General features: G+C 70.7%; 22 protein-coding genes. 17 read left to right on the top strand and 5 right to left on the bottom strand.

Translation table 11 applies throughout. The annotated features are described in order from the left end of the window. Nucleotides 1-19: 19 nt before the first annotated feature. A complete protein-coding gene (locus ABR571_RS09955) occupies nt 20-2,170 on the bottom strand; it encodes an elongation factor G-like protein EF-G2 (protein WP_409453039.1) in 2,151 nt (716 codons plus the stop codon). 199 nt (nt 2,171-2,369) lie between these two features. On the opposite strand from ABR571_RS09955, the gene pgsA reads away from it, so the two are divergent. From pgsA to ABR571_RS09995, 8 genes are all read left to right on the top strand, one after another. Continuing rightward, complete coding sequence (gene pgsA / locus ABR571_RS09960) at nt 2,370-2,993, top strand: phosphatidylinositol phosphate synthase (RefSeq protein WP_409453040.1); 624 nt, start codon at nt 2,370-2,372, stop codon at nt 2,991-2,993. Beyond that, nucleotides 2,993-3,934 (top strand): phosphatidylinositol mannoside acyltransferase, encoded by a 942-nt coding sequence (locus ABR571_RS09965; protein ID WP_409453041.1) that lies wholly within the window; start codon nt 2,993-2,995, stop codon nt 3,932-3,934. The genes pgsA and ABR571_RS09965 overlap by 1 nt, the downstream gene beginning before the upstream one ends. Then, nucleotides 3,931-5,049 (top strand): glycosyltransferase family 4 protein, encoded by a 1,119-nt coding sequence (locus tag ABR571_RS09970; RefSeq protein WP_409453042.1) that lies wholly within the window; start codon nt 3,931-3,933, stop codon nt 5,047-5,049. Before ABR571_RS09965 ends, ABR571_RS09970 begins: the two co-directional genes overlap by 4 nt. 35 nt (nt 5,050-5,084) lie before the next feature. After that, nucleotides 5,085-5,666: a hypothetical protein gene (locus tag ABR571_RS09975; RefSeq protein WP_409453043.1), complete on the top strand. Its 582-nt coding sequence runs from the start codon at nt 5,085-5,087 to the stop codon at nt 5,664-5,666. Then, on the top strand, nt 5,663-6,715 hold the full coding sequence (locus ABR571_RS09980) for a DUF3048 C-terminal domain-containing protein (RefSeq protein WP_409453044.1): 1,053 nt from the start codon (nt 5,663-5,665) through the stop codon (nt 6,713-6,715). The genes ABR571_RS09975 and ABR571_RS09980 overlap by 4 nt, the downstream gene beginning before the upstream one ends. A gap of 110 nt (nt 6,716-6,825) precedes the next feature. After that, entirely contained in the window at nt 6,826-7,719 is an 894-nt protein-coding gene (gene pdxS, locus ABR571_RS09985; RefSeq protein WP_409453045.1) for a pyridoxal 5'-phosphate synthase lyase subunit PdxS, read from the top strand. Beyond that, nucleotides 7,720-8,328: a pyridoxal 5'-phosphate synthase glutaminase subunit PdxT gene (gene pdxT, locus ABR571_RS09990; RefSeq protein ID WP_409453046.1), complete on the top strand. Its 609-nt coding sequence runs from the start codon at nt 7,720-7,722 to the stop codon at nt 8,326-8,328. After that, nucleotides 8,325-9,083 carry a YebC/PmpR family DNA-binding transcriptional regulator gene (locus ABR571_RS09995; RefSeq protein ID WP_409453047.1) on the top strand — a complete coding sequence of 253 codons (759 nt, stop codon included), beginning with the start codon at nt 8,325-8,327 and terminating at the stop codon, nt 9,081-9,083. Before pdxT ends, ABR571_RS09995 begins: the two co-directional genes overlap by 4 nt. Nucleotides 9,084-9,191: 108 nt before the next feature. On the opposite strand, the gene ABR571_RS10000 is transcribed toward ABR571_RS09995, so the two are convergent. Further along, a complete protein-coding gene (locus tag ABR571_RS10000) occupies nt 9,192-9,986 on the bottom strand; it encodes an alpha/beta hydrolase (protein ID WP_409453048.1) in 795 nt (264 codons plus the stop codon). 36 nt (nt 9,987-10,022) lie between these two features. After that, nucleotides 10,023-10,856: a site-2 protease family protein gene (locus ABR571_RS10005; protein ID WP_409453049.1), complete on the bottom strand. Its 834-nt coding sequence runs from the start codon at nt 10,854-10,856 to the stop codon at nt 10,023-10,025. Nucleotides 10,857-10,949: 93 nt separating this feature from the next. Between ABR571_RS10005 and ruvC the strand changes: the two genes are divergently transcribed. The 9 genes from ruvC (at nt 10,950) to ABR571_RS10050 (ending at nt 20,562) form a co-directional block, all read left to right on the top strand. After that, entirely contained in the window at nt 10,950-11,468 is a 519-nt protein-coding gene (ruvC, locus tag ABR571_RS10010; protein WP_409453050.1) for a crossover junction endodeoxyribonuclease RuvC, read from the top strand. Continuing rightward, nucleotides 11,465-12,010 carry a tetratricopeptide repeat protein gene (locus ABR571_RS10015; RefSeq protein WP_409453051.1) on the top strand — a complete coding sequence of 182 codons (546 nt, stop codon included), beginning with the start codon at nt 11,465-11,467 and terminating at the stop codon, nt 12,008-12,010. Before ruvC ends, ABR571_RS10015 begins: the two co-directional genes overlap by 4 nt. After that, nucleotides 12,007-12,624 carry a Holliday junction branch migration protein RuvA gene (gene ruvA, locus ABR571_RS10020; protein WP_409453052.1) on the top strand — a complete coding sequence of 206 codons (618 nt, stop codon included), beginning with the start codon at nt 12,007-12,009 and terminating at the stop codon, nt 12,622-12,624. The genes ABR571_RS10015 and ruvA overlap by 4 nt, the downstream gene beginning before the upstream one ends. Next, nucleotides 12,621-13,658, top strand: coding sequence for a Holliday junction branch migration DNA helicase RuvB (gene ruvB, locus ABR571_RS10025; protein ID WP_409453053.1), 1,038 nt, complete (start codon nt 12,621-12,623; stop codon nt 13,656-13,658). Before ruvA ends, ruvB begins: the two co-directional genes overlap by 4 nt. A 42-nt stretch (nt 13,659-13,700) precedes the next feature. Beyond that, the gene (locus ABR571_RS10030) at nt 13,701-14,090 is read left to right on the top strand and encodes a preprotein translocase subunit YajC (RefSeq protein ID WP_409453054.1); all 390 of its coding nucleotides are present in this window, start codon (nt 13,701-13,703) and stop codon (nt 14,088-14,090) included. Between the two features lie 141 nt (nt 14,091-14,231). After that, nucleotides 14,232-16,421 carry a protein translocase subunit SecD gene (secD, locus tag ABR571_RS10035; RefSeq protein WP_409453055.1) on the top strand — a complete coding sequence of 730 codons (2,190 nt, stop codon included), beginning with the start codon at nt 14,232-14,234 and terminating at the stop codon, nt 16,419-16,421. Further along, complete coding sequence (gene secF, locus ABR571_RS10040; RefSeq protein ID WP_409453056.1) at nt 16,421-17,494, top strand: protein translocase subunit SecF; 1,074 nt, start codon at nt 16,421-16,423, stop codon at nt 17,492-17,494. The genes secD and secF overlap by 1 nt, the downstream gene beginning before the upstream one ends. After that, nucleotides 17,491-18,042 (top strand): adenine phosphoribosyltransferase, encoded by a 552-nt coding sequence (locus ABR571_RS10045; protein ID WP_409453057.1) that lies wholly within the window; start codon nt 17,491-17,493, stop codon nt 18,040-18,042. The genes secF and ABR571_RS10045 overlap by 4 nt, the downstream gene beginning before the upstream one ends. 183 nt (nt 18,043-18,225) lie before the next feature. Next, the gene (locus tag ABR571_RS10050) at nt 18,226-20,562 is read left to right on the top strand and encodes a RelA/SpoT family protein (protein ID WP_409453067.1); all 2,337 of its coding nucleotides are present in this window, start codon (nt 18,226-18,228) and stop codon (nt 20,560-20,562) included. 2 nt (nt 20,563-20,564) lie between these two features. Here ABR571_RS10050 and ABR571_RS10055 read toward each other — a convergent pair whose 3' ends face one another. Then, a complete protein-coding gene (locus ABR571_RS10055; RefSeq protein WP_409453058.1) occupies nt 20,565-21,383 on the bottom strand; it encodes a peptidylprolyl isomerase in 819 nt (272 codons plus the stop codon). Between the two features lie 6 nt (nt 21,384-21,389). Beyond that, the gene (locus ABR571_RS10060) at nt 21,390-22,133 is read right to left on the bottom strand and encodes an FKBP-type peptidyl-prolyl cis-trans isomerase (protein WP_409453059.1); all 744 of its coding nucleotides are present in this window, start codon (nt 22,131-22,133) and stop codon (nt 21,390-21,392) included. Nucleotides 22,134-22,289: the final 156 nt, after the last annotated feature.

A 22,289-nucleotide genomic window follows, 5' to 3' on the forward strand; every position in this document is an offset into this window, starting at 1 on the left:
CGCGGCCGTGAGCTGACGCTCAGGCCGGCGGGCGGAGTTCGGCCGCCACGGTGTTCGGCACCAGCTCGTACCGCGCGAACTGCCGGGTGAAGCGGCCGGTGCCGGCGGTGATCGACCGCAGCGCCGTCGCGTAGCGGATCAGCTCGACCTCGGGCACCTCGGCGTGCACGATCGTGCGCTCCATGCCGAGCATCGCCGACGAATCGGGCTCGGTGCCGGTCACCCGGCCGCGCCGTCCGGCGAGGTCGGACAGCACCGACCCGACGTGCGTGTCCGGGGCGGTGATGTCGACGGCCGCGATCGGCTCGAGCAGCGCCAGGTTCCCGGCCGCGGCCGCATCCTTCACCGCTAGCGCACCGGCCATCTGGAAGGCGGCGTCGGAGGAGTCCACGCTGTGCGACTTGCCGTCGACCAACGTCACCAGTACGTCGACGACGGGCACGTGGGACTGATCGAGGCCCTGCTCGAGCTGCGTCCGCACGCCTTTCTCGACCGACCCGATGAACTGCGACGGCACCGCCCCGCCGACCACCTTGTCGAGGAACTCGACACCGGCGCCGCGGGGGAGCGGCGAAATCACGACGTCACACACCGCGTACTGGCCATGGCCACCGGACTGCTTCACCAGCCGGCCGTGGCCCCGTGATTCCGCAGTGAACGTCTCCTGCACGGCGATGCGCAGCGGAACCGTCTCGACGTGCGCGCCGGTCGCCCGCAGGCGCTCCAGCACCACGTCGGCGTGGGCTTCGCCGAGGCACCACAGCACCAGCTGACCGGTGTCGGGCCGACGCTCGATGCGCACGCTCGGGTCCCCGGCGGTCAACCGTCCCAGTGCCTTGGCGAGCGCATCCTCGTCGCCCCTCGTGGCGGCCTGCACCGCGATCGGCAGCAACGGCTCCGGCATCTCCCACGGCGCCATCAACAGCGGTGCCGATTTCGCCGAGATGGTGTCACCGGTCTCCGCGGCCCCGAGCCGGCCGACCGCGCAGACGTCCCCGGCGATCGCCCGTTCGATCGGGCGCAGCGTTGCACCGAGCGGGGAGAAGATCTGCGTCACCCGCTCGTCGGCGTCGTGATCGGGGTGCCCGCGCGCCGCACCGCCGTGCCCGGAGATGTGGATCTGCGTCTCAGCGGTCAGCGTGCCGGAGAACAAGCGCAGGATCGACAGCCGGCCGAGGTACGGGTCCACCGTGGTGCGGACGACCTCGGCCAGCAGCGGACCATTCGGGTCGCACTCGCCCGGTTTGGTGTCGACGCCGTAGAGCGCTTGCGTCTCGGGCAGGTCGAGCTCGGTCGGGGACGGGAAGGCGCCGGACAGGATCTCCAGCAACTCGGCCAGGCCGACCCCCGTCCCGGCGCACACGGGCAGGACCGGGTAGAACGTGCCGCGCGCGACGCCGGTCTCCAGGTCGTCGATGAGGACGTCGAGACCTACGTCGTCGCCGGACAGGTAGCGCTCGAGCAACGTCTCGTCCTCGCTGCTGTTGATGATCGCCTCGATCAGCGCATCGCGCGGCTTCTCGACGTCGGCGCCGTCGGCCGACGACTCGGCCGGCGGGAAGCCGCCGGAGTAGTCGTAGCGGGTTCGGCTGAGCAACCCGATGAGCGCGGTGTCCCCGTCCGGGACGTAGAGCGGAAGCACCGCCTGGCCGTCGTCACCGCCGAACACCCGCTGGCAGGCGGCAACGGTCGCCGGGTAGTCGGCCCGCGGCGCGTCCAGCTTCGTGATCACCACCGCGCGCGGCGTTCGGACGGCGGCGCACTCCTCCCACAGCGACACGGTGATCGGGTCGATCTCATCGGCGGCCGAGACGACGAACAACGCACCGTCCGCGGCCCGCAGGCCGGCCCGCAGCTCACCGGTGAAGTCGGGGTAGCCCGGCGTGTCGAGGAGGTTGATGACAACGCCGTCCCACTGCAACGGACATACCGACAGCGCGACCGAGCGCTGCTGCGCGACTTCGGCCGGGTCGCTGTCGCTGACCGTCGTGCCATCAGCGACCGTGCCCGCCCGCGAGATGGTCCCGGTGGCGGCCAGCAGCGCTTCCACCAACGTCGTCTTCCCCGCGGCCGAGTGCCCCACGAGGGCGACGTTGCGGATCTTCTCCGGGCGGTCTGCGGTGTCGAACAGGGCCGTCGCAGTCTTCGAGCCGGCCTTCTTGTTCGACATACCCGCACCTCGTCACATCGCCGTCGAGTCGTCTTCGGTGCTACACACCGATTCCGGCATTCGACACCCAACCGGCGCTGCTGGACAAGCGCAACGGCGACATCGGTGCACAGACGTCCGGCTGCGGACGGCTATCGTTGGGACGCTCAACGGCACCTCGTCCCCTCGCCCTCGACGCCTGGAACGGATCCCTGACCGCGTGTTAACCGCCCAGCTGCGTGTCATCTTCACCAAGCTGCTCACCCCGCTGGGCAACCTGCTCGTGCGGCTCGGCGTCACGCCGAACGCCATCACGATCTTCGGCACGGTCGGCATGGTGAGCGGCGCCGTGATCTTCTTGTCGCAGGGCTGGTGGCTCACCGGGACGCTCGTGTGCTGGGGCTTCGTCATGCTCGATGCGGTCGACGGGATCGTCGCGCGGATCGGCGGACGGACCTCGGCCTTCGGTGGCGTGCTCGACTCCAGTTGCGACCGCATCGCCGACGCTGCGGTGTTCGGATCGATCGGCTGGTTCTACGCCCTGCACGGCCAGCGCTGGATGCTGCTCGCGGCGCTGCTGTGCCTCGTCCTCGGCGCGGTCACGTCCTACATCCGGGCCCGGGCCGAGGGCGCCGGATTCACCGCCAGCGTCGGCATCGCCGAACGCACCGAACGGCTGATCATCGCGCTGGTCGGCACCGGGTTGTCCGGCGGGTTCTTCGACCTGCCCTACGTCCAGGCGGTCGCGCTGTGGTTGCTGGTGGGGGCGTCGACGATCACCGTGTTCCAGCGCTTCGCCACGGTGCACGCGCAGTCGAAGGCTCAGCAGGCCGCGGACGTCTGATGTTCGACGCGGCGCGGGAACGGGCGGTCGGGCTCGGCTACTCGGCCGGATGGGGCGCGGTGAAGGTGGTGCCGCGGGGGATGTCGGCCCGCGCGTTCCGGGCCGTCGCCGACGCGGCAACGGTGCGCAACGGGCCGGGTGCCCGGCAACTGCGCAAGAACCTGCGCCGCGTCGTCGGGCCGGGCATGTCCGAACTGCGGATGGACGCGCTCGTCGGCGAGGCGCTGCGTTCCTACTCGCGGTACTGGCTCGAGACATTCCGGCTGGAGGGCATGGACCACGACGCGATCGCCGAGGACATTGATCGCAACGTCGTCGGCGTCGAGCACCTGGACGCGGGGTTGGCCCGCGGACGCGGTGTCGTGCTGGCGCTGCCACACACCGGCAACTGGGATGCCGCGGGAGTCTGGTTGGTGCACCGCAGCGGCCCGTTCACGACCGTGGCCGAGCGGCTGAAGCCCGAGTCGCTGTTCGACCGGTTCGTCGCCTACCGGGAGAGCCTCGGCATGGAGGTGCTGGCATTGACCGGCGGAGCGCAGCCGCCGATCGACGTGCTGGCCGAGCGGCTCCGGCAGAACCGGGTCGTGTGCCTGCTCGCGGACCGGGACCTGTCCCGCCACGGCATCCAGGTCGACTTCTTCGGCGAGCCGACCCGGATGCCGGCCGGCCCGGCGCTGCTGGCCGCGCAGACCGGGGCCGCGCTCGTGCCGGTGCGGCCGAGGTTCGTCGGCGAGGGATGGGGCATCTCGTTCAGTCCGCCCGTCGCGTTGCCCGACGGCGAGCTGGACTGTCGCATCGCCGCGGGCACGCAGGCGATCGCCGACCGGTTCGCCGAGGGCATCGCGCAGGAGCCGGCTGACTGGCACATGGTCCAGCGCCTCTGGCTGGCCGACCTGCCGCCCCGTCCGGCGCCGGCCGAGCCGAACCCGGTCCACCGATGAGGATCGGCATCGTGTGCCCGTACTCCTGGGACATCCCCGGCGGCGTGCAGGCCCATGTGCGCGACCTGGCCGAGAAGCTGCTCGCCCTCGGCCACACGGTCTCGGTGCTCGCGCCCGGCGACGAGGACTCGGCCGACCTGCCGTCCTACGTGGTGGCGGCCGGCAAGGCGGTGCCCATTCCCTACAACGGCTCGGTCGCCCGCCTGCAGTTCGGGGTCGTGTCCGCCGCGCGGGTGCGGCGGTGGCTTCGCGACGGCGACTTCGACGTGGTGCACGTCCACGAGCCGGCGCCACCGAGCCTGTCCCTGCTCACCTGCATGATCCACGACGGGCCGCTGGTGGCCACCTTCCACGTGGCGACGGCGCGCTCGCGCTTCCTGTCGATGTTCGACTCGGTGCTCCAGCCGTTCCTCGAGAAGATCACCGGTCGCATCGCGGTCTCCCCAGCGGCCCGCAAGGTCATCGTCGAGCACCTGGGCGGCGACGCGGTCGTGATCCCGAACGGGGTCGCGGTGTCGCACTTCCGCGACGCCCAGCCCTTCGACGGCTTCCCGCGCCGGGGCGGCACCATCGGGTTCATCGGCCGCTACGACGAGCCGCGCAAGGGCATGGACGTGCTGATCGAGGCGCTGCCCGTGGTGGCGGCGACCCGGCCCCAGGTCCGGCTGATGGTCGCCGGCCGCGGCGACGCCGAGGACTTCCTGGACGGGCTGCCCGCCGGCGTCGCGCACCGCGTCCAGCTGCTGGGGCAGGTGACCGAGGAGGACAAGGCGCGACTGCTGCGCAGCGTCGACGTCTACTGCGCCCCCAACACCGGTCAGGAGAGCTTCGGCGTCATCCTTCTCGAAGCGATGGCAGCCCGGACGGCCATCGTCGCGAGCGACATCCAGGCCTTCCGACGGGTGCTGGCCGGCGGCGCGGCCGGACGCCAGTTCAGCCCCGGCGATCCCGCGGCCCTCGCCGATGCGCTCGGCGCCGTGCTCGACGACGCCGCCCTGCGGGCGGAGCTGATCGCCGCCGGCGACGTGGCCGTCGCCCCGTTCGACTGGGACGTCATCATCGGCGACGTCGTGCGCGTGTACGAGCTCACGGTCTCCGGCGCGCCCGTCCGGTGAGTGGCCGGCTCACGGCGCTCGCCTAGAGTCGGCGGGTGCTCCCGGTCGGCTGGCTCGTGGTCGCCGTCGTCGTGGCAGTGCTGCTGACGATGTGGGTGACGTTCACGCTGACCCGGCTCGACCGCCTGCACGCTCGCCTCGACGCGGCCCAGGCGACGATGGACGCGCAACTGGTTCGGCGCGCCGCCGCGCTGCTGCACGCCGCGGAGTCGGCGGGAAGCGGGTTGCCCGACGAGCTTCGTCCCCGCTTCCACCGGGTGGCCACCCGCGCGTTGAACACCCCCAACGCCGACGCGGAGCGACAAGTTGCGGAGAACGCGGTCGGGCGCGCCGTGGCCGAACTCGCGGCGCTGCCCCGGCCGCTGCGCCCGGACACCGACGCGGAACTGCAGGAGGCGGCCGCCCGCGTGCTGATCGCCCGTCGTTTCTACAATGATGCTGTTCGCGACACCAGAGCGCTGCGGGCCCGGCGCATGCCTCGGGTGTTCCGCATGGCCGGTCGGCGAGAGATGCCGCAGTTCTTCGACATCGACGACACGGTGCCCGACCGGGCGCCGCGCGATCCCGCCAGTGGGAATCGGCCGTTGCCCACTCAGAGTGAAGAGGATCGTTCATGACTCCCGCGCGTCACGCCTTCGCGGCAGCCCTTGCCGTGACCGCCCTGCTGACCAGCACGGGGTGCAGTGGAGACTCCAAGCCGAAGCAGACGTCCTCCGCGCCGACGACCCCAGCGCCCACGTCGACGACGGCCACGACGAAGCCCGCCCCGCCGCCGTTGAAGAACCCGTACACCGGGATCGGCGGCGTCCCGAAGACGCCGACCATCTCGGTCAAGATCGACGACACCGCACCCGGACGTCCGCAGCGCGGGATCGACGGCGCCGACATCGTCTACATCGAGGGGGTGGAGGGTGGCCTCACCCGGCTCGCTGCCATCTTCGGCACGTACAAGCCGATGGTCGGCTATGTCCGCAGCACCCGGCCGAGCGACCCGGACCTCCTGCTGCAGTTCGGCAAGATCACGGCGGCCTACTCGGGCGGTGCGCACGACGCGCTGCCGTTGATGCGCCGGTCGGGGCTCAAGAGCTGGAGCAACGACGCCGGTGCCGCGTACTACTCGCGCGCGAATCGCGCCTCCGACTACATCAACCTGGTCCTCAATCTCACGAAGGTCGCCAAGGCCACGCACTCGGCGCTGCCGAAGAGCATCGGCTGGACCTTCAACCCGAGCCTGTCCGGGCTCCCGGCGATCAGGGGCTCTTTCGTGCGCACGGCCGTCACCGGCTCGTACGCGCACGGAACCCCGGTCGAATTCCGCTACGACCGGACGCTGAAGAAGTACGTGCGCTACATCGACGGAGTGCGTCAGGTGGCCGCCGACGGCAAACCGATCACCGCCACCAACGTCATCGTGCAGAGCTGCCGGGTCCTGGCGCACCGCCAGGACACCGACGTCAACGGCAACCCGTCACAGTTCACCTACACCGTGGGCAGTGGGGCGGTGTCGGTGTTCCGGCAGGGCGTGCGGATCAACGGCAGGTGGTCCCGGCCCCGCACCTCGTCGGGCACTGTGCTGCGTACCGCGGCCGGCCGCCCCCTGCCGCTCGATCCCGGCAACACCTGGGTGGTGCTCATCCGCACCGGGATCCCGGTCGTCTCCGGCTGACGCCCTCCGGCCGGCCGCATCGACCCGGCCCGGCCGTCCAGGCCACCTCCTGCCCGGCGGTCTGTGCCTCGGCGCCGCAACCACGGTGTTGGGCTCGTAGAATCGGTGCCATGTCAGAGCAGCACAGTGTTGGTACGGGACGCGTCAAGCGCGGCATGGCCGAGATGCTCAAGGGTGGCGTCATCATGGACGTCGTCACCGCCGAGCAGGCGAAGATCGCCGAGGACGCCGGCGCCGTTGCCGTGATGGCCCTCGAGCGCGTGCCCGCCGACATTCGCGCCCAGGGCGGCGTTTCGCGGATGAGCGACCCAGACATGATCGAGAGCATCATCAATGCAGTCTCGATCCCGGTCATGGCCAAGGCCCGCATCGGGCACTTCGTCGAGGCCCAGGTCCTGCAGTCGCTCGGCGTCGACTACATCGACGAGTCCGAGGTCCTGACGCCGGCCGACTACGCCAACCACATCGACAAGTGGGGGTTCACCGTCCCCTTCGTGTGCGGCGCGACCAACCTCGGCGAGGCGCTGCGGCGCATCACCGAAGGTGCGGCGATGATCCGCTCCAAGGGCGAGGCCGGCACGGGCGACGTCTCGAACGCCACCACGCACATGCGTCAGATCCGTCAGGAACTGCGCCGGCTGCAGAACCTGCCCGAGGACGAGCTGTTCGTGGCCGCGAAGGAGCTGCAGGCGCCCTACGAGCTCGTCGTCGAGGTCGCGCGGGCCGGCAAGCTGCCCGTCGTGCTGTTCACCGCGGGCGGGATCGCCACCCCGGCCGACGCCGCGATGATGATGCAGCTCGGCGCCGAAGGCGTGTTCGTCGGGTCCGGCATTTTCAAGTCCGGCAACCCGGCCCAGCGCGCCGAGGCGATCGTCAAGGCGACGACCTTCTTCGACGACCCGGACGTGATCGCCAAGGTGTCGCGCGGCCTGGGTGAGGCGATGGTCGGGATCAACGTCGACGAGATCCCGCAGCCGCACCGCCTCGCCGAGCGCGGCTGGTAGGTGGCCAGACCCACCGTCGGCGTCTTCGCCCTGCAAGGTGACGTCCGGGAGCACCTGCGCGCCCTGGGGGAGGCCGGGGTCGACGCGGTTGCCGTGCGGCGGCCCGAGGAGCTCGCCGCGGTCGACGGGCTAGTCCTGCCGGGCGGTGAGTCGACGACGATCCTGAAGCTGGCCCGGATCTTCGAGCTGCTCGACCCGCTGCGCGAGCGCATCCGCGAGGGCCTGCCCGTGTACGGGTCGTGCGCCGGCATGATCCTGCTTGCCGATCGGGTCGACGCCGGCGGCTCCCCGCTCGAGGCCACGATCGGCGGAATGGACATGACGGTGCGCCGCAACGCGTTCGGCCGGCAGGTCGACTCGTTCGAGGAGGACCTCGAGATCGAGGGCATCGAGGGCGAACCGGTGCGGGCCGTCTTCATCCGCGCGCCGTGGGTGGAGGACGTCGGTTGCGCTGCCACGGCGATCGGGCACGTGAGCGCAGGGGAGCACGCCGGTAGGATTGTGGCGGTGCGTCAGGCCAATCTGCTGGCCACGTCGTTCCATCCGGAACTGACCGGCGACGGACGCGTCCACGCGTATTTCTGCGAGATGGTGAGGCAGTTCTCATGAGTGGCCACTCCAAGTGGGCGACTACCAAGCACCAGAAGGCGGCCAAGGACGCCAAGCGGGGCAAGCTGTTCGCCAAGCTGATCAAGAACATCGAGGTCGCGGCCCGCATGGGCGGCGGCGACCCCGACGGCAACCCCACCCTCTACGACGCCATCCAGAAGGCCCGGAAGAACTCCGTCCCGATCGACAACATCGACCGGGCGGTCAAGCGCGGCTCCGGCGCCGAGGCGGGCGGCGCCGACTGGCAGACGATCATGTACGAGGGATATGGGCCCAACGGTGTCGCCGTCCTCATCGAGTGCCTCACCGACAATCGGAACCGTGCCGCGATGGAGGTCCGCACGGCGATGACCCGCAACGGCGGTTCGATGGCCGACCCGGGTTCGGTGTCCTACCTGTTCAACCGGAAGGGCGTGGTGATCGTCCCGGAGAACGACGGGTTGGGTGAGGATGACGTGCTGACGGCCGTTCTGGACGCCGGCGCTGAAGAGGTCAATGACCTCGGCGAGGCCTTCGAGGTGATCAGCGAGGCCACCGACCTCGTTCCGGTGCGCACCGCACTGCAGGACGCCGGCATCGACTACGACTCGGCCGACACGTCGTTCCTGCCCAGCGTCCAGGTGCCCCTGGACGAAGAGGGCGCGCGCAAGGTCCTGCGGCTCGTTGACGCGCTCGAGGATCTCGACGACGTGCAGAACGTCTACGCGAACTTCGATGTCAGCGACGAGGTGCTGGAAGCCGTCGGCGCCGAGTAGCCCCTCTGCCGAACCGGCGGGTGAGGGGGCCCGTGTCCGGCGATCTTGTGCAGACTCGCGGGACATAGCCCGCGAGTCTGCACAGGATTCAAGATGGACGTAGCCGCGTCAGAGATTCTGCGCCGCGAAAGCCAGCTGGGCTCGCGCCTGGCTGCGCCAGTACGCCGGGTTGTGCCCGCCCGGCTCGATGCCGCCGGCCGGGGTGGGGGAGATGCCGGCCCGCAGGTCGCGCGTCACCGGCGCGAACCCGTCGCTCGATCCGCAGTCGATCCGCAGCGGTATCCCGGCCAGGCGGCCCAGCCGGGCAAGGACGGCATGCCGGTCGAAGTCCCCGGCGTCGTCGAAGGCGCCCCGCACGCTCTGATAGCTGTGGTGCCAGATCGCCGGGCTCTCCGCGACCGCGACCGCGCACCGCGACCGGCCCAGCACCCCGGCGAGATAGAGCGCGCCGTATCCGCCCATCGACCAACCGAGCAGCCCGACGCGCGCCACGTCCAGGCCGCGGGCGGCGAGCAGCGGCAGGAACTCATCGACCACCATGCCGGCCGGATCGGTGCCGCGGCGGGGATGCCAGTAGTCGTGATCGCCGCCGTAGGGCGCCGCGATCGCGAACGGTGGCGCGCCCGCGCCGACGACTTCGGCCAGGTAGCGATCGAAGTGCAGCGTGCGATACGCGTAGTTCTGGTCCCCACCGCGTCCGTGCAGCACGACGAGGACGGGCAGCCGGGCTCGATCGTGCCCGGGCGGGGACAGGACCGTCCACGGTGTCCGCGCCCCGCCTCGCCGACGCGAGACGAAGCTGCCGTGCACCGCCGTCCCGGCAGAAGGCCCCGAGCCGCTGCATCCGGCCAGCGCGACCGCGGCGAGGCCTCCGGCGAGGGCGGCGCGGCGGCTGATCGTCACCGCGGCAGCCTGCTCCCCGCCGCCTGTGAGGACGCGTCAGAGCGGGTTCTTGGCCCAGAACCGGAAGAACTCACGGCCGGCCACCCACAAGACCTGGTCGGCGCCCGTCCGGCGGCAGATCCAGTCGACCAGATCGAAGAAGGCGTTGTTCAACGGGTGCAAATAGAGCAGCAGGACGATGACGCCGAGCATTCCCCAGGGCTTGACCTTCTCGCCGACGCGACGGGTCTCGGGGTCCAGGTACGGCTCGAGAATGGCGTAGCCGTCCAACCCGGGCACCGGCAGGAGGTTGAGCACCGCGGCGGTGGCCTGCAGGAAGCCGAGGAACGCGACACCGCACCAGAAGCGGGCGTGCCCGCCGGCGGCGCCGGATCGGGTCAGGAATGCGATCAACTCGCCGCTGTGTGACTTCGCGAGCAGCAGCAGGATCACCGCGAAGACCAGGTTGGTCAGGGGACCCGCGGCGGCGGCGGCGCTTCGCGACGCCTTGCTGCGGAACGCGTGCTGGTGCAGGTAGACCGCCCCGCCCGGCAGCCCGATGCCGCCGGAGATGATGAAGAAGAGCGGCAACAGGATGGACAGCACCGGATGCGCGTACTTGAACGGGTTGAGGGTCAGGTACCCCGCGGCCTCGACGCTGCGGTCGCCGGCCCGGTAGGCGGCGTAGGCGTGGGCGAACTCGTGGAAGCAGACGGACACGATCCAGCCGCCGAGCACGAACAGCAGCACGCCGAAGTCGCCGAAGCGCGAGCCGACGCCGTTCTGCGACCACGCCACGACGCCACCGACCGCGGTGACGGCCACGAAGGCGAGGAACAGCGGGCTCGGGCGCACAGCGCCGCGGCGCTTGCCCAGGTCGTAGACGGACATGCCGACACCGTACGGACTCGGCGTGTTGGACCCCGGGACGTCGCGCCGCCGCCCGTAGGCTGCATCGAACGACCGTTCGAGAAGGGTGGAGGAGTGCGCGTACTCGGTGTCGACCCCGGTCTCACCCGGTGCGGGATCGGCGTCGTCGACGGCGCACCCGGCCGCCCGCTCACCCTCGTCCACGTCGACGTCGTGCACACGCCGGCCGATGCCGAGGTCGGTGACCGCCTGGTCGTGCACGCCGACGCCCTCGCCGACGCCATCGCCCGCTACGCCCCGGACGTCGTGGCCGTCGAGCGCGTCTTCAGCCAGCACAACGTCCGGACCGTGATGGGCACCGCCCAGGTCGCGGGGCTCGCCATCGTGTCCGCGACCCGGGCCGGACTGCCCGTGGCGCTGCACACGCCCAGCGAGGTCAAGGCGGCGGTGACCGGGTCGGGCACCGCCGACAAGGCCCAGATCGGCGCAATGGTCACCCGCCTGCTGCGGCTGGCCGAGGCGCCTCGGCCCGCCGACGCCGCCGATGCCCTGGCGCTGGCGATCTGTCATGTGTGGCGCGGCAGCGCCACCAACAAGTTGGCCGCCGCCGTGGTGAAGGCAGCAGCGCGATGACGGAGCTGCCGTCGCCCGAGCTCGACCCCGAGACCCTGCGCGAGGTCCACCCGGATCCGGTGGCCGTGCGGGCGCGGATCGACGAACTGCGCGGCGAGATCCGCACCGCACCCGACGAGATCGCCGAACTCGTGGCCCGCGGCGACCTGGTCGTGCTGCTGCGCGGCATCGGCGAGCTCGACGACGCGCTTAACGAGGCCAACGCCGCGGTCGACCGGTCCGAGATCGCCGGGACGCCCGCGCAGCGACACACGGCCCGCGTCCGCCTGGCGCACGTCCACCAGTGGCGCGGCGACTTCGCGGAGTCGAACCTGCTGTTCACCGAATCGGTCGCGGCCGGACAGCAGTTCGGCCCGGTGATCGAGGCGTTCACCCATCAGCACGCCGGCAAGAACGACTACGCCCAGGGGCACTGGGCCGACGCCCGGGACCACTTCGCCCGCGCGCTGCAGATTCGCGAGGAGCTCGAGCTGCCCGACGACCAGCAAACGTCCTCACGGGTCGCCCTGGCCGCCGCCGTCCGTCATCTGGGCGCCGAATGATTGCCAGCGTCCGCGGCACCGTCGCCGCGCTGGGCCCCGACGGCGCCGTCGTCGAGGTCGGTGGAGTGGGCCTGGCCGTGTCGTGCTCGCCGGGCACGCTGGCCCGGCTGCGGATCGGCGAATCGGCCCGGCTCGCCACCAGCCTGGTCGTGCGCGAGGACTCGCTGACCCTCTACGGCTTCGCCGACGACGACGAGCGGGCGCTGTTCGAGCTGCTCCAGACTGCCAACGGCGTCGGGCCCAAGCTGGCCCAGACGATGCTGGCCGTGCACCCGCCGCGCGAACTGCGTCGCGCGATCGCGACCAGTGACTTCGCGTCCCTGACCCAGGTCCCGGGCATCGGGCGCAAGGGGGCCGAGCGGATCGTCATCGAGCTGCGCGACCGCATCGGCTCCATCGACGGCCCGGGCGAGTCGACCGGTTCTGGCAGCGGCGTGGTGCCGGTCGCTCCGTGGCGCGATCAGCTCGCCCACGCCCTGGCCGGCCTCGGGTTCTCCGGCAAGGAGGCCACCGACGCGGTCGAGGTCGTCGCCGCGGACGTCGACCCCGATGCCGCCCCGGACGTCTCGGCGCTGCTGCGACGCAGCATTCAGCTCCTCGGACGAACCCGATGACCGACCCGGTCGAGGATCTGGTCGACCCCGTCGCGCTGCCCGAGGAGCGCGAGGTCGAGGCCTCGTTACGTCCCAAGCGGTTCGACGAGTTCGTCGGTCAGCCCAAGGTGCGCGAGCAACTGCAGCTCGTCCTCGAGAGCGCGCTGCGCCGATCCCGCCCGCCAGACCACGTGCTGCTGTCCGGGCCGCCCGGCCTGGGCAAGACCAGCCTGGCCATGATCATCGCCGCCGAGCTCAGCACGCCGATCCGGGTCACGAGCGGGCCGGCCATCGAACGGGCCGGCGACCTCGCCGCCCTGCTCACCAGCCTCACTCCCGGCGAGGTGCTGTTCATCGACGAGATCCACCGCATCGCCCGGCCGGCCGAAGAGCTGCTCTACATGGCCATGGAGGACTTTCGGGTCGACGTGATGGTGGGCAAGGGGCCGGGCGCGACGGCCATCCCGCTCGACCTCGCCCCGTTCACCCTGGTCGGCGCCACCACCCGGGCCGGGCTGCTGACCGGCCCCCTGCGCGACCGCTTCGGGTTCACCGGCCACATGGACTTCTACGACGCCGCCGAGCTCGAGCTCGTGTTGCGCCGCTCCGCCGAGCTGCTCGCCGTCGACCTGCGCCCCGACGGAGCCACCGAGATCGCCGGTCGGTCCCGCGGCACCCCGCGTATCGCCAATCGCCTGCTCCGCCGGGTCCGCGACTTCGCCGAAGTTCGCGCCGACGGCGTCGTCACCGAGCGTGTCGCGCGAGCCGCGCTCGCCGTGTACGACGTCGACGAGCTGGGGCTCGATCGCCTCGACCGCGCCGTGCTGGAAGCGCTCGTACGCCGATTCGGGGGCGGTCCGGTCGGCGTCGGCACCCTCGCGGTGGCCGTGGGCGAAGAGGTCGAGACGGTCGAGGAGGTCGCCGAGCCGTTCCTCGTGCGGGCCGGGCTGCTGGCCCGCACCCCCCGCGGGCGGGTGGCCACCCCCGCGGCCTGGAGGCACCTCGGCCTCGTGCCCCCGGCCGCCGCACAGGGACCCACCCTGTTCGACGCGTAGGCTCGGCTGTCGAATCTGCCGCCGTCGCTGGGACACACCGTCGTGAAAGACATACTTCCGTTCGTCATCTTCATGGTCGTCATCGTCGGCCTGCTGCTGTTCTCGGCCCGCGCACGCCGGCGCCAGGCCGCGACCCAGGCGCAACAGGCGGCCTCGATCGAGGTCGGCAGCGATGTGATGACGACGTCGGGTCTCTACGGCACGGTGGTCGCCCGCAATGACGACGAGACCGTCCAGATGTCCATCGCTCCGGGCGTCGAGGTCAAATGGGCGCTGGCGGCGCTGCGCGACATCCGGTCGCTGCCCCCGCAGTTCCGCACCGAGGCCGAGCGGGACGGCGCCTCGTCCGACCATCCGGACGGCCGCCCGCCCCACGTCGAGCTGAACAAGCCCGGGCTGACCGACAACGGCGGCGCCGACCCGAACCCGTGATCGGACCCGTCGCGCCCGCAGACCGGGCGCACGGTGGCGTCGGTCATACTGTCCTGCGGCGCGCGTTGACGGCAGTGCGTGCGCGCGCGGCCGGAACCCATTCCGCACTTCCCCGCTGAGAACGTCGAGGAGAGCTTTCCCGTGGCACCACCTCCCGGAACGCTGCGCGTCGGGCGCTATCTCACGGCCCTCGTCGGGCTGTTCGTCGTCCTCTACGCACTCATCGCGTTCCCGGGTGAACCACACAAGCCGAAACTCGGTATCGACCTCGTCGGCGGCACGCGCGTCATCTTCAAGGCCGTCGTCCCCAAGGGTGCCGCGCAACCGACCTCATCGCAGATGAGCCAGGCGCGGCAGATCATCGAGGACCGCATCAACACCACCGGCGTCACCGGCGCGACGGTCGCCGTGCAGGGCACCGACCAACTCGTGGTGGAGATCCCGAGTGCGACCCAGAGCGACGTCGCCCGACTCGGTCAGGCCGCCGTCCTCAACTTCCGCCCCTTGCTCGCCCCGATCGAGCCGATCACCTGCGGGCAGCCGAAGGCCGCCAAGTCCGGATCCTCGACCGCCTCGTCGAGCCCGTCGGGCTCGCCGTCAGCTTCGAAGTCCTCGCCGGCGAACAGCTCGGCGTCGGCCGGACCGAACGCCGCCGAGGAGCGACCACTCCTCGCCCCCACGCCGACCAAGACAGCTGCGGCCAAGAGCACGCCGGCCAAGACAACACCGACCGCGACCGGGACCGCGTCGGCCAGCGGCTCCGCGTCCTCGTCCTCGGCGGCGGCGCCGGCCAAGTGCCTCACCGATCCGCTGGCCACCGTCTTCAAGGCCGATCCCACCCTCAAGGCCAAGATGCCCAACGCCGAGACCTGCCCGTCGCCCGGGCTGGCGGCCAAGGACTGCAAGGCGTACAGCGCGCTGAGCGCGACCCAGCAGCAGGAGATCGCCGCGGCGCTGCGCAACTACGACTGCAACGCGGCCCAGACCGAACTCGACAAGCCGGACAGCTATTACGTCGCGTGCGGCGACCTCGGCGGCGCACAGGGCGGCTTCCTGCTCGGGCATGTGATCGTCAAGGGTCGCCAGATCGACTCCGCCAGCGCGCAGGCGCCCAGCGTGAGCGGGAACGGCTCGACGGAGTGGACCGTGTCGCTCACCCTCGGCAGCTCGGGGGCCGACCGCTGGAACGCCTGGACCGGCAAGTACAACACCAAGGGTCAGTCGGCGAAGTCGCCGATCGACGACGGGGGCGGCACCCCGAAGTGCGGATCGTCCGCGACGTTGCCCTGCTCGACCTACGTCGGATTCACCCTCAACGGTCAGGTCATCTCCTATCCCGTCACCGAGGCCGTGCTCGACACCCGGACCAGCATCTCGGGCAGCTTCACGCAGTCGACGGCGAACGCGCTGGCGAAGGAGCTGAACTACGGCAAGCTGCCGATCAGCTTCCGGGCCGATTCCAACGAGCACGTGTCGGCCACGCTGGGCAAGACCCAACTCCACGCCGCCCTGCTCGCGGGCGGCATCGGGCTGGCGCTCGTGGTGATCTACTCGCTGCTCTATTACCGCGGCCTGGGTCTGGTCACCATCGCCTCGCTGCTCGTTTCCGGTGGGCTGACCTTCGCCATGCTCGTCATCCTCGGCAAGCAGATCGGGTTCACGCTCGACCTCGCCGGCGTCGCCGGCTTCATCGTCGCGCTCGGCATCACGGCCGACTCGTTCGTCGTGTTCTTCGAACGCATCAAGGACGAGGTTCACGACGGGCGTTCGTTGCGCGTCGCCGTGCCGCGGGCCTGGGTGCGGGCGCGCCGCACGATCCTGTCCGCCGACACCGTGTCGTTCCTGGCCGCCGCGATCCTGTACTACTTCGCGTCGGCCGACGTGAAGGGCTTCGCCTTCACCCTCGGCATGTCGACGATCCTCGACCTCGTGGTGGTCTTCCTCTTCACCCATCCGGTCGTGTCGTTGCTGGCCCGCAGTCGCGCATTCGGTTCGCCCCGGTTCACCGGCCTCAACTCGGTGCGCGCGGGCGGCATCGCGACGGCGGATGACAGCGCATTGCTGCCGAAGCGCCGCTCGGCCCGCCGGACGTCGGCCCCGCGCCGGACCGACAGTGCCGCCGCGGTCGCGGTACTGGACGACGATGTCGAAAACGAACTCGATGTCGATGACCCGGGCGGCGGAGCCGGGGCGGCTCCCGAGCCGGATGCGGCCGACCGAGCCCGCCGCCGCACGACGCCCGCGTCCGGATCAGCGGCCGAGCGAGCCGCCGCCCGCCGGGCTCGGCTGCGCGGGGACTCCGGCGGCGCCAATGGCAAGGGGGACAGCTGATGTCGGTCTGGACCCGGCTCTACCGCGGCGAATCGCGGATCAACTTCATCGGCCACCGCAAGCGCTGGTACTTCGCCTCGCTGATCCTGATCCTGATCTGCGTCGTCAGTTTCATCGTCCGTGGTTTCCACTACGGAGTCGAGTTCAAGGGCGGCTCTACCTTCACGTTCACCGGCACCAACGCCTCGGCGAGCACCGTGACCAAGGCGTTCGAGGACGCCGGCGAACCGCCCGCGCAAGCGGTGCAAGTGGTCGGCGGGTCGGGCATCGTCGTGAACACCAAGCCGCTGACCGCCGCGCAGTCGCAGAAGCTGCAGGCCGACGTCGCCCGGTCGCTCGGGATCAGCGAGAGCAAGGTGTCGGCGACCAGCATCGGCAGCCAGTGGGGCCACGACACGACCATCCGCGCCCTCGAAGGGCTGATCATCTTCCTGATCGCCGTGTCGATCTACATATCGTTGCGCTTCCAGTGGCGAATGGCGGTCGGCGGCATGCTCGCGCTCCTGCACGACCTGGTCGTCGCGGCCGGCATCTACTCGCTGGTCGGCTTCGAGGTCACCCCCTCGACGATCGTCGGCCTGCTGACGATCCTCGGTTTCTCGCTCTACGACACCGTCGTCGTCTACGACAAGGTCGGCGAGAACGCGAAGGACATCCTGGCCGGCTCCCGGATGACGTTCAGCGAGGCCGCGAACCTGGCCGTCAACCAGACCCTGATGCGCTCGATCAACACCTCGCTGATCGCGCTGCTGCCGGTCGCCGGCCTGCTGTTCGTCGGGGCCGGCATCCTCGGCGTCGGCACGATCAAGGACCTGGCACTGATCCTCTTCGTCGGACTGGCATCGGGTGCGTACTCCTCGCTGTTCCTGGCCACGCCGATCGTCGTCGACCTGACCGAGCGCGACCCGCAGTACAAGGCCCTCACCAAGCGGGTGACGGCCAAGCGGGCCAGCGAGGCCAAGCGGGCGTCCGACGCCCAGTTGACCGGTGTCGCCGCGGCAGCGGCGCGACGGTCCGGCCCGGCGCCGGCGCCGAAGGTCGGCGCCCGACCCGAGCGCCGCAAGCGCAAATGAGCGAGGCCACTGAGGCGGGCATCGACGACGATCTGGCCGGGTTGATCGCCGGCTTGTTGCGCGACGTCCCGGATTTCCCGCAACCGGGCATCGGGTTCAAGGACATCACGCCCCTGCTGGCCGACGGGCCGGCCTTCGACGCTGTGATCCACGGGCTGGCCCGATCGGCCGGCGAGGGAGTGGATGTCGTCGCCGGCGTCGAGGCCCGCGGCTTCCTGATCGCCGGAGCGCTCGCCCGCCAGCTCGGTTGCGGCGTCCTGCCGGTGCGCAAGGTCGGCAAGCTGCCGCCGCCCACCCTGCGCCGCTCCTACGACCTGGAATACGGCAGCGCCGAGATCGAGATCCCGGCCGGTGTGCTGACCGGGCGGCGCGTGCTTCTCGTCGACGATGTGCTGGCCACCGGGGGGACGCTGCGGGCCGCCGCCGAACTCCTCGCCGAGGCGGGGGCGACCGTCGTCGGCATGGCCGTCATCGTCGAGCTCGGCTTTCTCAGCGGCCGCACGGCCCTGGCCGGCCTGCCGCCGCTGGACGCCCTGCTCACCGTCTGACCGCCCGGGCACCCCTCGGGTAAGCGCCGCAGTGCGCCAGACCCTCCGGCGCCCGTAGACTGGCCGCACACATCGCCAGAGAGGGGGCCGGTCCTGACCACGGAGACCGGCACGCGGCAGTCGCCGCCGCAACCCGAGGGATCGGCCGCGCCCGCCGGCACGGAGGAACGCACCGAGCCCACGCTGGCCGCCGCCCTGTCGGACGCCCCAGGTGCCCCCGATGAGGGCGACGCAGCCGACGGCGGTACCCACCACCGGCGCCGGGTGCGGGACCGGCTGGCCCGCCGCGTCGTCTCGTCCGGCCGCCGCCAGTCGGCGGTCGAGCCGGTCCTCGAACCGTTGCTGGCCATTCACCGCCGCGCGCACCCGAAGGTCGACGCCCGGCTGCTGCAGCGCGGTTATGACCGGGCCGAGGCCTGCCACCGCGGGCAGCTGCGCAAGAGCGGCGATCCCTACATCACCCATCCCCTCGCCGTCGCCACCATCCTGGCCGAACTCGGCATGGACACAACGACCCTCGTAGCGGCCCTCCTGCACGACACCGTCGAGGACACCGGGCTGACGCTCGACGACATCACCGAGGAATTCGACCCGGAGGTCGCGCACCTCGTCGACGGCGTCACCAAGCTCGACAAGGTCAAGTTCGGCGCTGCCGCCGAGGCCGAAACGATCCGCAAGATGGTCGTGGCGATGGCCCGCGACCCGCGCGTGCTGGTGATCAAGCTGGCCGACCGGCTGCACAACATGCGGACCCTGCGCTTCCTGCCGCCGGAGAAGCAGGAACGCAAGGCGCGCGAGACGCTCGAAGTGCTCGCCCCCTTGGCCCACCGGCTCGGCATGAACACGATCAAGTGGGAGCTCGAGGACCTCGCGTTCGCCACCCTGTACCCGAAGCGTTACGACGAGATCGTCCGGCTGGTCGCCGAACGCGCGCCCAGCCGCGACACCTACCTCGGCGAAGTGCTGGAGCGGATCAAGGCCGACCTGCGCGACGGCAGCATCAAGGCCGACGTCACCGGTCGTCCCAAGCACTATTACTCGATCTATCAGAAGATGATTGTTCGCGGCCGCGAGTTCACCGACATCTACGACCTGGTCGGGATCCGGGTCCTCGTCGAGTCCGAACGCGATTGCTACGCAACCCTCGGCGTCATCCACGCGAACTGGCAGCCGGTGCCCGGCCGGTTCAAGGACTACATCGCGATGCCGAAGTTCAACATGTACCAATCGCTGCACACGACGGTGATCGGTCCCGCGGGCAAGCCGGTCGAGCTGCAGATCCGCACCCACGCCATGCACCGCACCGCCGAGTACGGCATCGCCGCGCACTGGAAGTACAAGGAGCGCAAGGAAGCCGTCGCCGACCCGGCCGGCATGTCCGAAGAGATGGGCTGGCTGCGCCAGCTGCTCGACTGGCAGCGTGAGGCGCAGGAACCCGAAGAGTTCCTCGACGCGTTGCGTTACGACCTCGGGGCCAGCGAGGTCTACGTCTTCACCCCCAAGGGCGATGTCCTCGGCCTGCCGAGCGGCTCGACGCCGGTCGACTTCGCCTACGCCGTCCACACCGAGGTCGGCCACCGCTGCATCGGCGCGCGCGTCAACGGCAAGCTCGTCGCCCTGGAGAGCCCGCTGGACAACGGCGACACCGTCGAGGTGTTCACGTCCAAGGCCGAGGGCGCCGGGCCGTCGCGCGACTGGCTCGAGTTCGTCAAGTCCCCGCGGGCCCGGACCAAGATCCGCCAGTGGTTCGCGCGGGAACGGCGCGAGGACGCCATCGACGCGGGGAAGACGGCGCTGTCCAAGGCCATGCGCAAGGCGTCGCTGCCCATCCAGCGGCTCCTGGGTGGTGACCAGTTGCTCACGCTCGCCCACGACATGCACTACGCCGACATCTCCTCCCTCTACGCCGCGATCGGCGAGAGCCACGTGTCGGCGCAGTCGGTGGTGCAGAAGCTCGTTGTCCAGCTGGGCGGCGCCGAGGGAGCCGTCGAGGACATCGCCGAGGCCACTGTGCCCACGACGATCGCCGAGTCGCCCATCACCGCGCCGCGCTCGGCCGATTCCGGCGTCCGGGTCCGCACCACGAGCGGCGTGACCGACATCCACACCAAGCTCGCCCGCTGCTGCACGCCCGTGCCGGGCGACGACATCCTCGGCTTCGTCACACGCGGGGGAGCGGTCTCAATCCACCGCACCACCTGCACGAACGCCGCGGCGTTGCAGGAGCAGCCCGAGCGGCTCGTCGAGGTCGAATGGGCGCCGTCGGTCGGCACTACGTTCGTCGTCTCGATCCAGGTCGAGGCACTGGACCGGCACGGACTGCTGTCCGACGTCACCCGCGTCCTGTCCGACGACCGGGTGAGCATCCTGTCGGCCAATGTGACGACGAACCGCGACCGCGTCGCCGTCAGCCGCTTCACCTTCGAGATGGCCGAGGCGAAGCACCTCAAGTACCTGCTGAAGGCGATCAAGAGCATCGAGGGCGTGTACGACGCCCACCGCGTCGAGACCGGCTTCTGAGCTCAGCTCGCGACCGTCAGCCTCGTCAGCTTGATCGGCAACTTCGGCTTGCCGTCGTTGGCCGGGTTCGACCCCTTCGCCGCGACCGTGTCGACGACGTCCAGGCCCTTGCTCACCGTCCCGAAGACGGTGTAGTTCGGGCCGAGCTGGGAGTCCTTGTACACGATGAAGAACTGGCTGCCGTTGGTGTTCGGTCCGGCATTGGCCATCGCCAGCACGCCCTTGGTGTACTTCTCCTTGCCGGTCAGCTCGTCGCCGAAGGAGTAGCCCGGGCCGCCGGAGCCGGTGCCGCTCGGATCGCCGCACTGCAGCACCGACAGGCCCCCCGAGGTCAGGCGATGGCAGGACGTCCCGTCGAAGTACTTCTGCTTGGCCAGGGACGTGAAGCTTTCGACCGCGCACGGCGCGGCCGCCCGATTCAGGGTGAAGGTCATCGCGCCCTGCGACGACTGCACCGAGACGTTGACGGTGCCCGTCTTGGGCGGCCGGGTGGTCGGCGGAACCGTCGCCGCCTTCGCGGCGGTGCCACTCTTCTTCCACGCGCAGGGATAGGCCGCCGCCGCGGAGGTCGACGAGGTCGACGAGGACGAAGTGGACGTCGGTGTCGCGCTCGGGCTCGAGCCGCCGGCCGCCTTGGGCTTCTTGTCCTCGCCGGTGGTCGCGACGACGAACGCGATCACGATCCCGATGACGACCAGCGTGCCGACGACGGAGGCCAGCAGGGTGTAGCGCCGGCGCCGTGCCTCGCGCTGGCTGCGCCGCTCAAGCTGGCGCTGAAGACGCCTCCGCTCGGCCTCACGACGCTGCTTGCTCGTCGGCATCGGCGCTCAGCTTCCGATGCTCACGAGGTCGACGACGAAGACCAGCGTCGAGTTGGCCGGGATCGGCCCGTTGGCCTGGGGGCCGTAGCCGAGCGAGGCCGGCAGGATCATCACGCGGCGCCCACCGACGTGCATCGGAGCGACCTTGCCGGCTCCGCCGATGCCCTGGGTGAAGCCGGGCACCACGCCGGTCAACGGGAACTGCACGGGTTTGCCACCCTTGCTCCAGGACGAGTCGAACTCCTTGCCGTTGATGTAGAGCACGCCGGTGTACTGGACGCTGACTGTCGAAGTCGGCGTCGCCGTCTGGCCCTTGCCGACCACGAGGTCCTCGCACAGCAGGCCGGGCACGGTCGTGCCCTTCGACGTCACCTTGGGGGCCTTCTTGAGATCGGTCGCCGATCCGATGGTCACGCCCTTGAACGTCGCCGTGGGCCCGGACGGCGCCGCACACGGGGTGGTCGGCGGCGGGGCGGCGGGGGGTTGCGCCGCCGACGAGCTGGCGGCGGGTGTCGAGCTGGTGCGGGCGCTCGGTGTGGAGTCGTTGCCCCCGGCGTTGGTGGTTTTCTTCTTGTCCGAGCCGGTCGTCGCCACGATGACGATGACCACGGCGGCGATGAGCACCAGCGTTCCGACGATGGACAGGATCAGGGTCGTCCGCTTGCGCGCGGCCTCCCGCACCCGGCGCTGCTCGAGCTCCTGCTGCAGGCGGCGGCGTTCGGCATCCCGGCGCTGCTGGTTCGTCGGCACGAGGGCATTCCTCCGGAGACTCGGCTGATTCGGGCTGTGCTGGGCTGGGCCGCGCCTTGCGGGCAAACCCTGGGCAGTCTACGGAAGCCGGTTGTGCCCCACGCTGAGAATCGGCGAATCGGGCGCCGGCCCGCCTCTCGGTAGGCTTGAACCTTT

Origin of the sequence: Jatrophihabitans sp. (genome assembly GCF_046262535.1) — a bacterium.
In the GTDB taxonomy this organism is placed as follows: Bacteria; Actinomycetota; Actinomycetes; order Mycobacteriales; family Jatrophihabitantaceae; genus Jatrophihabitans.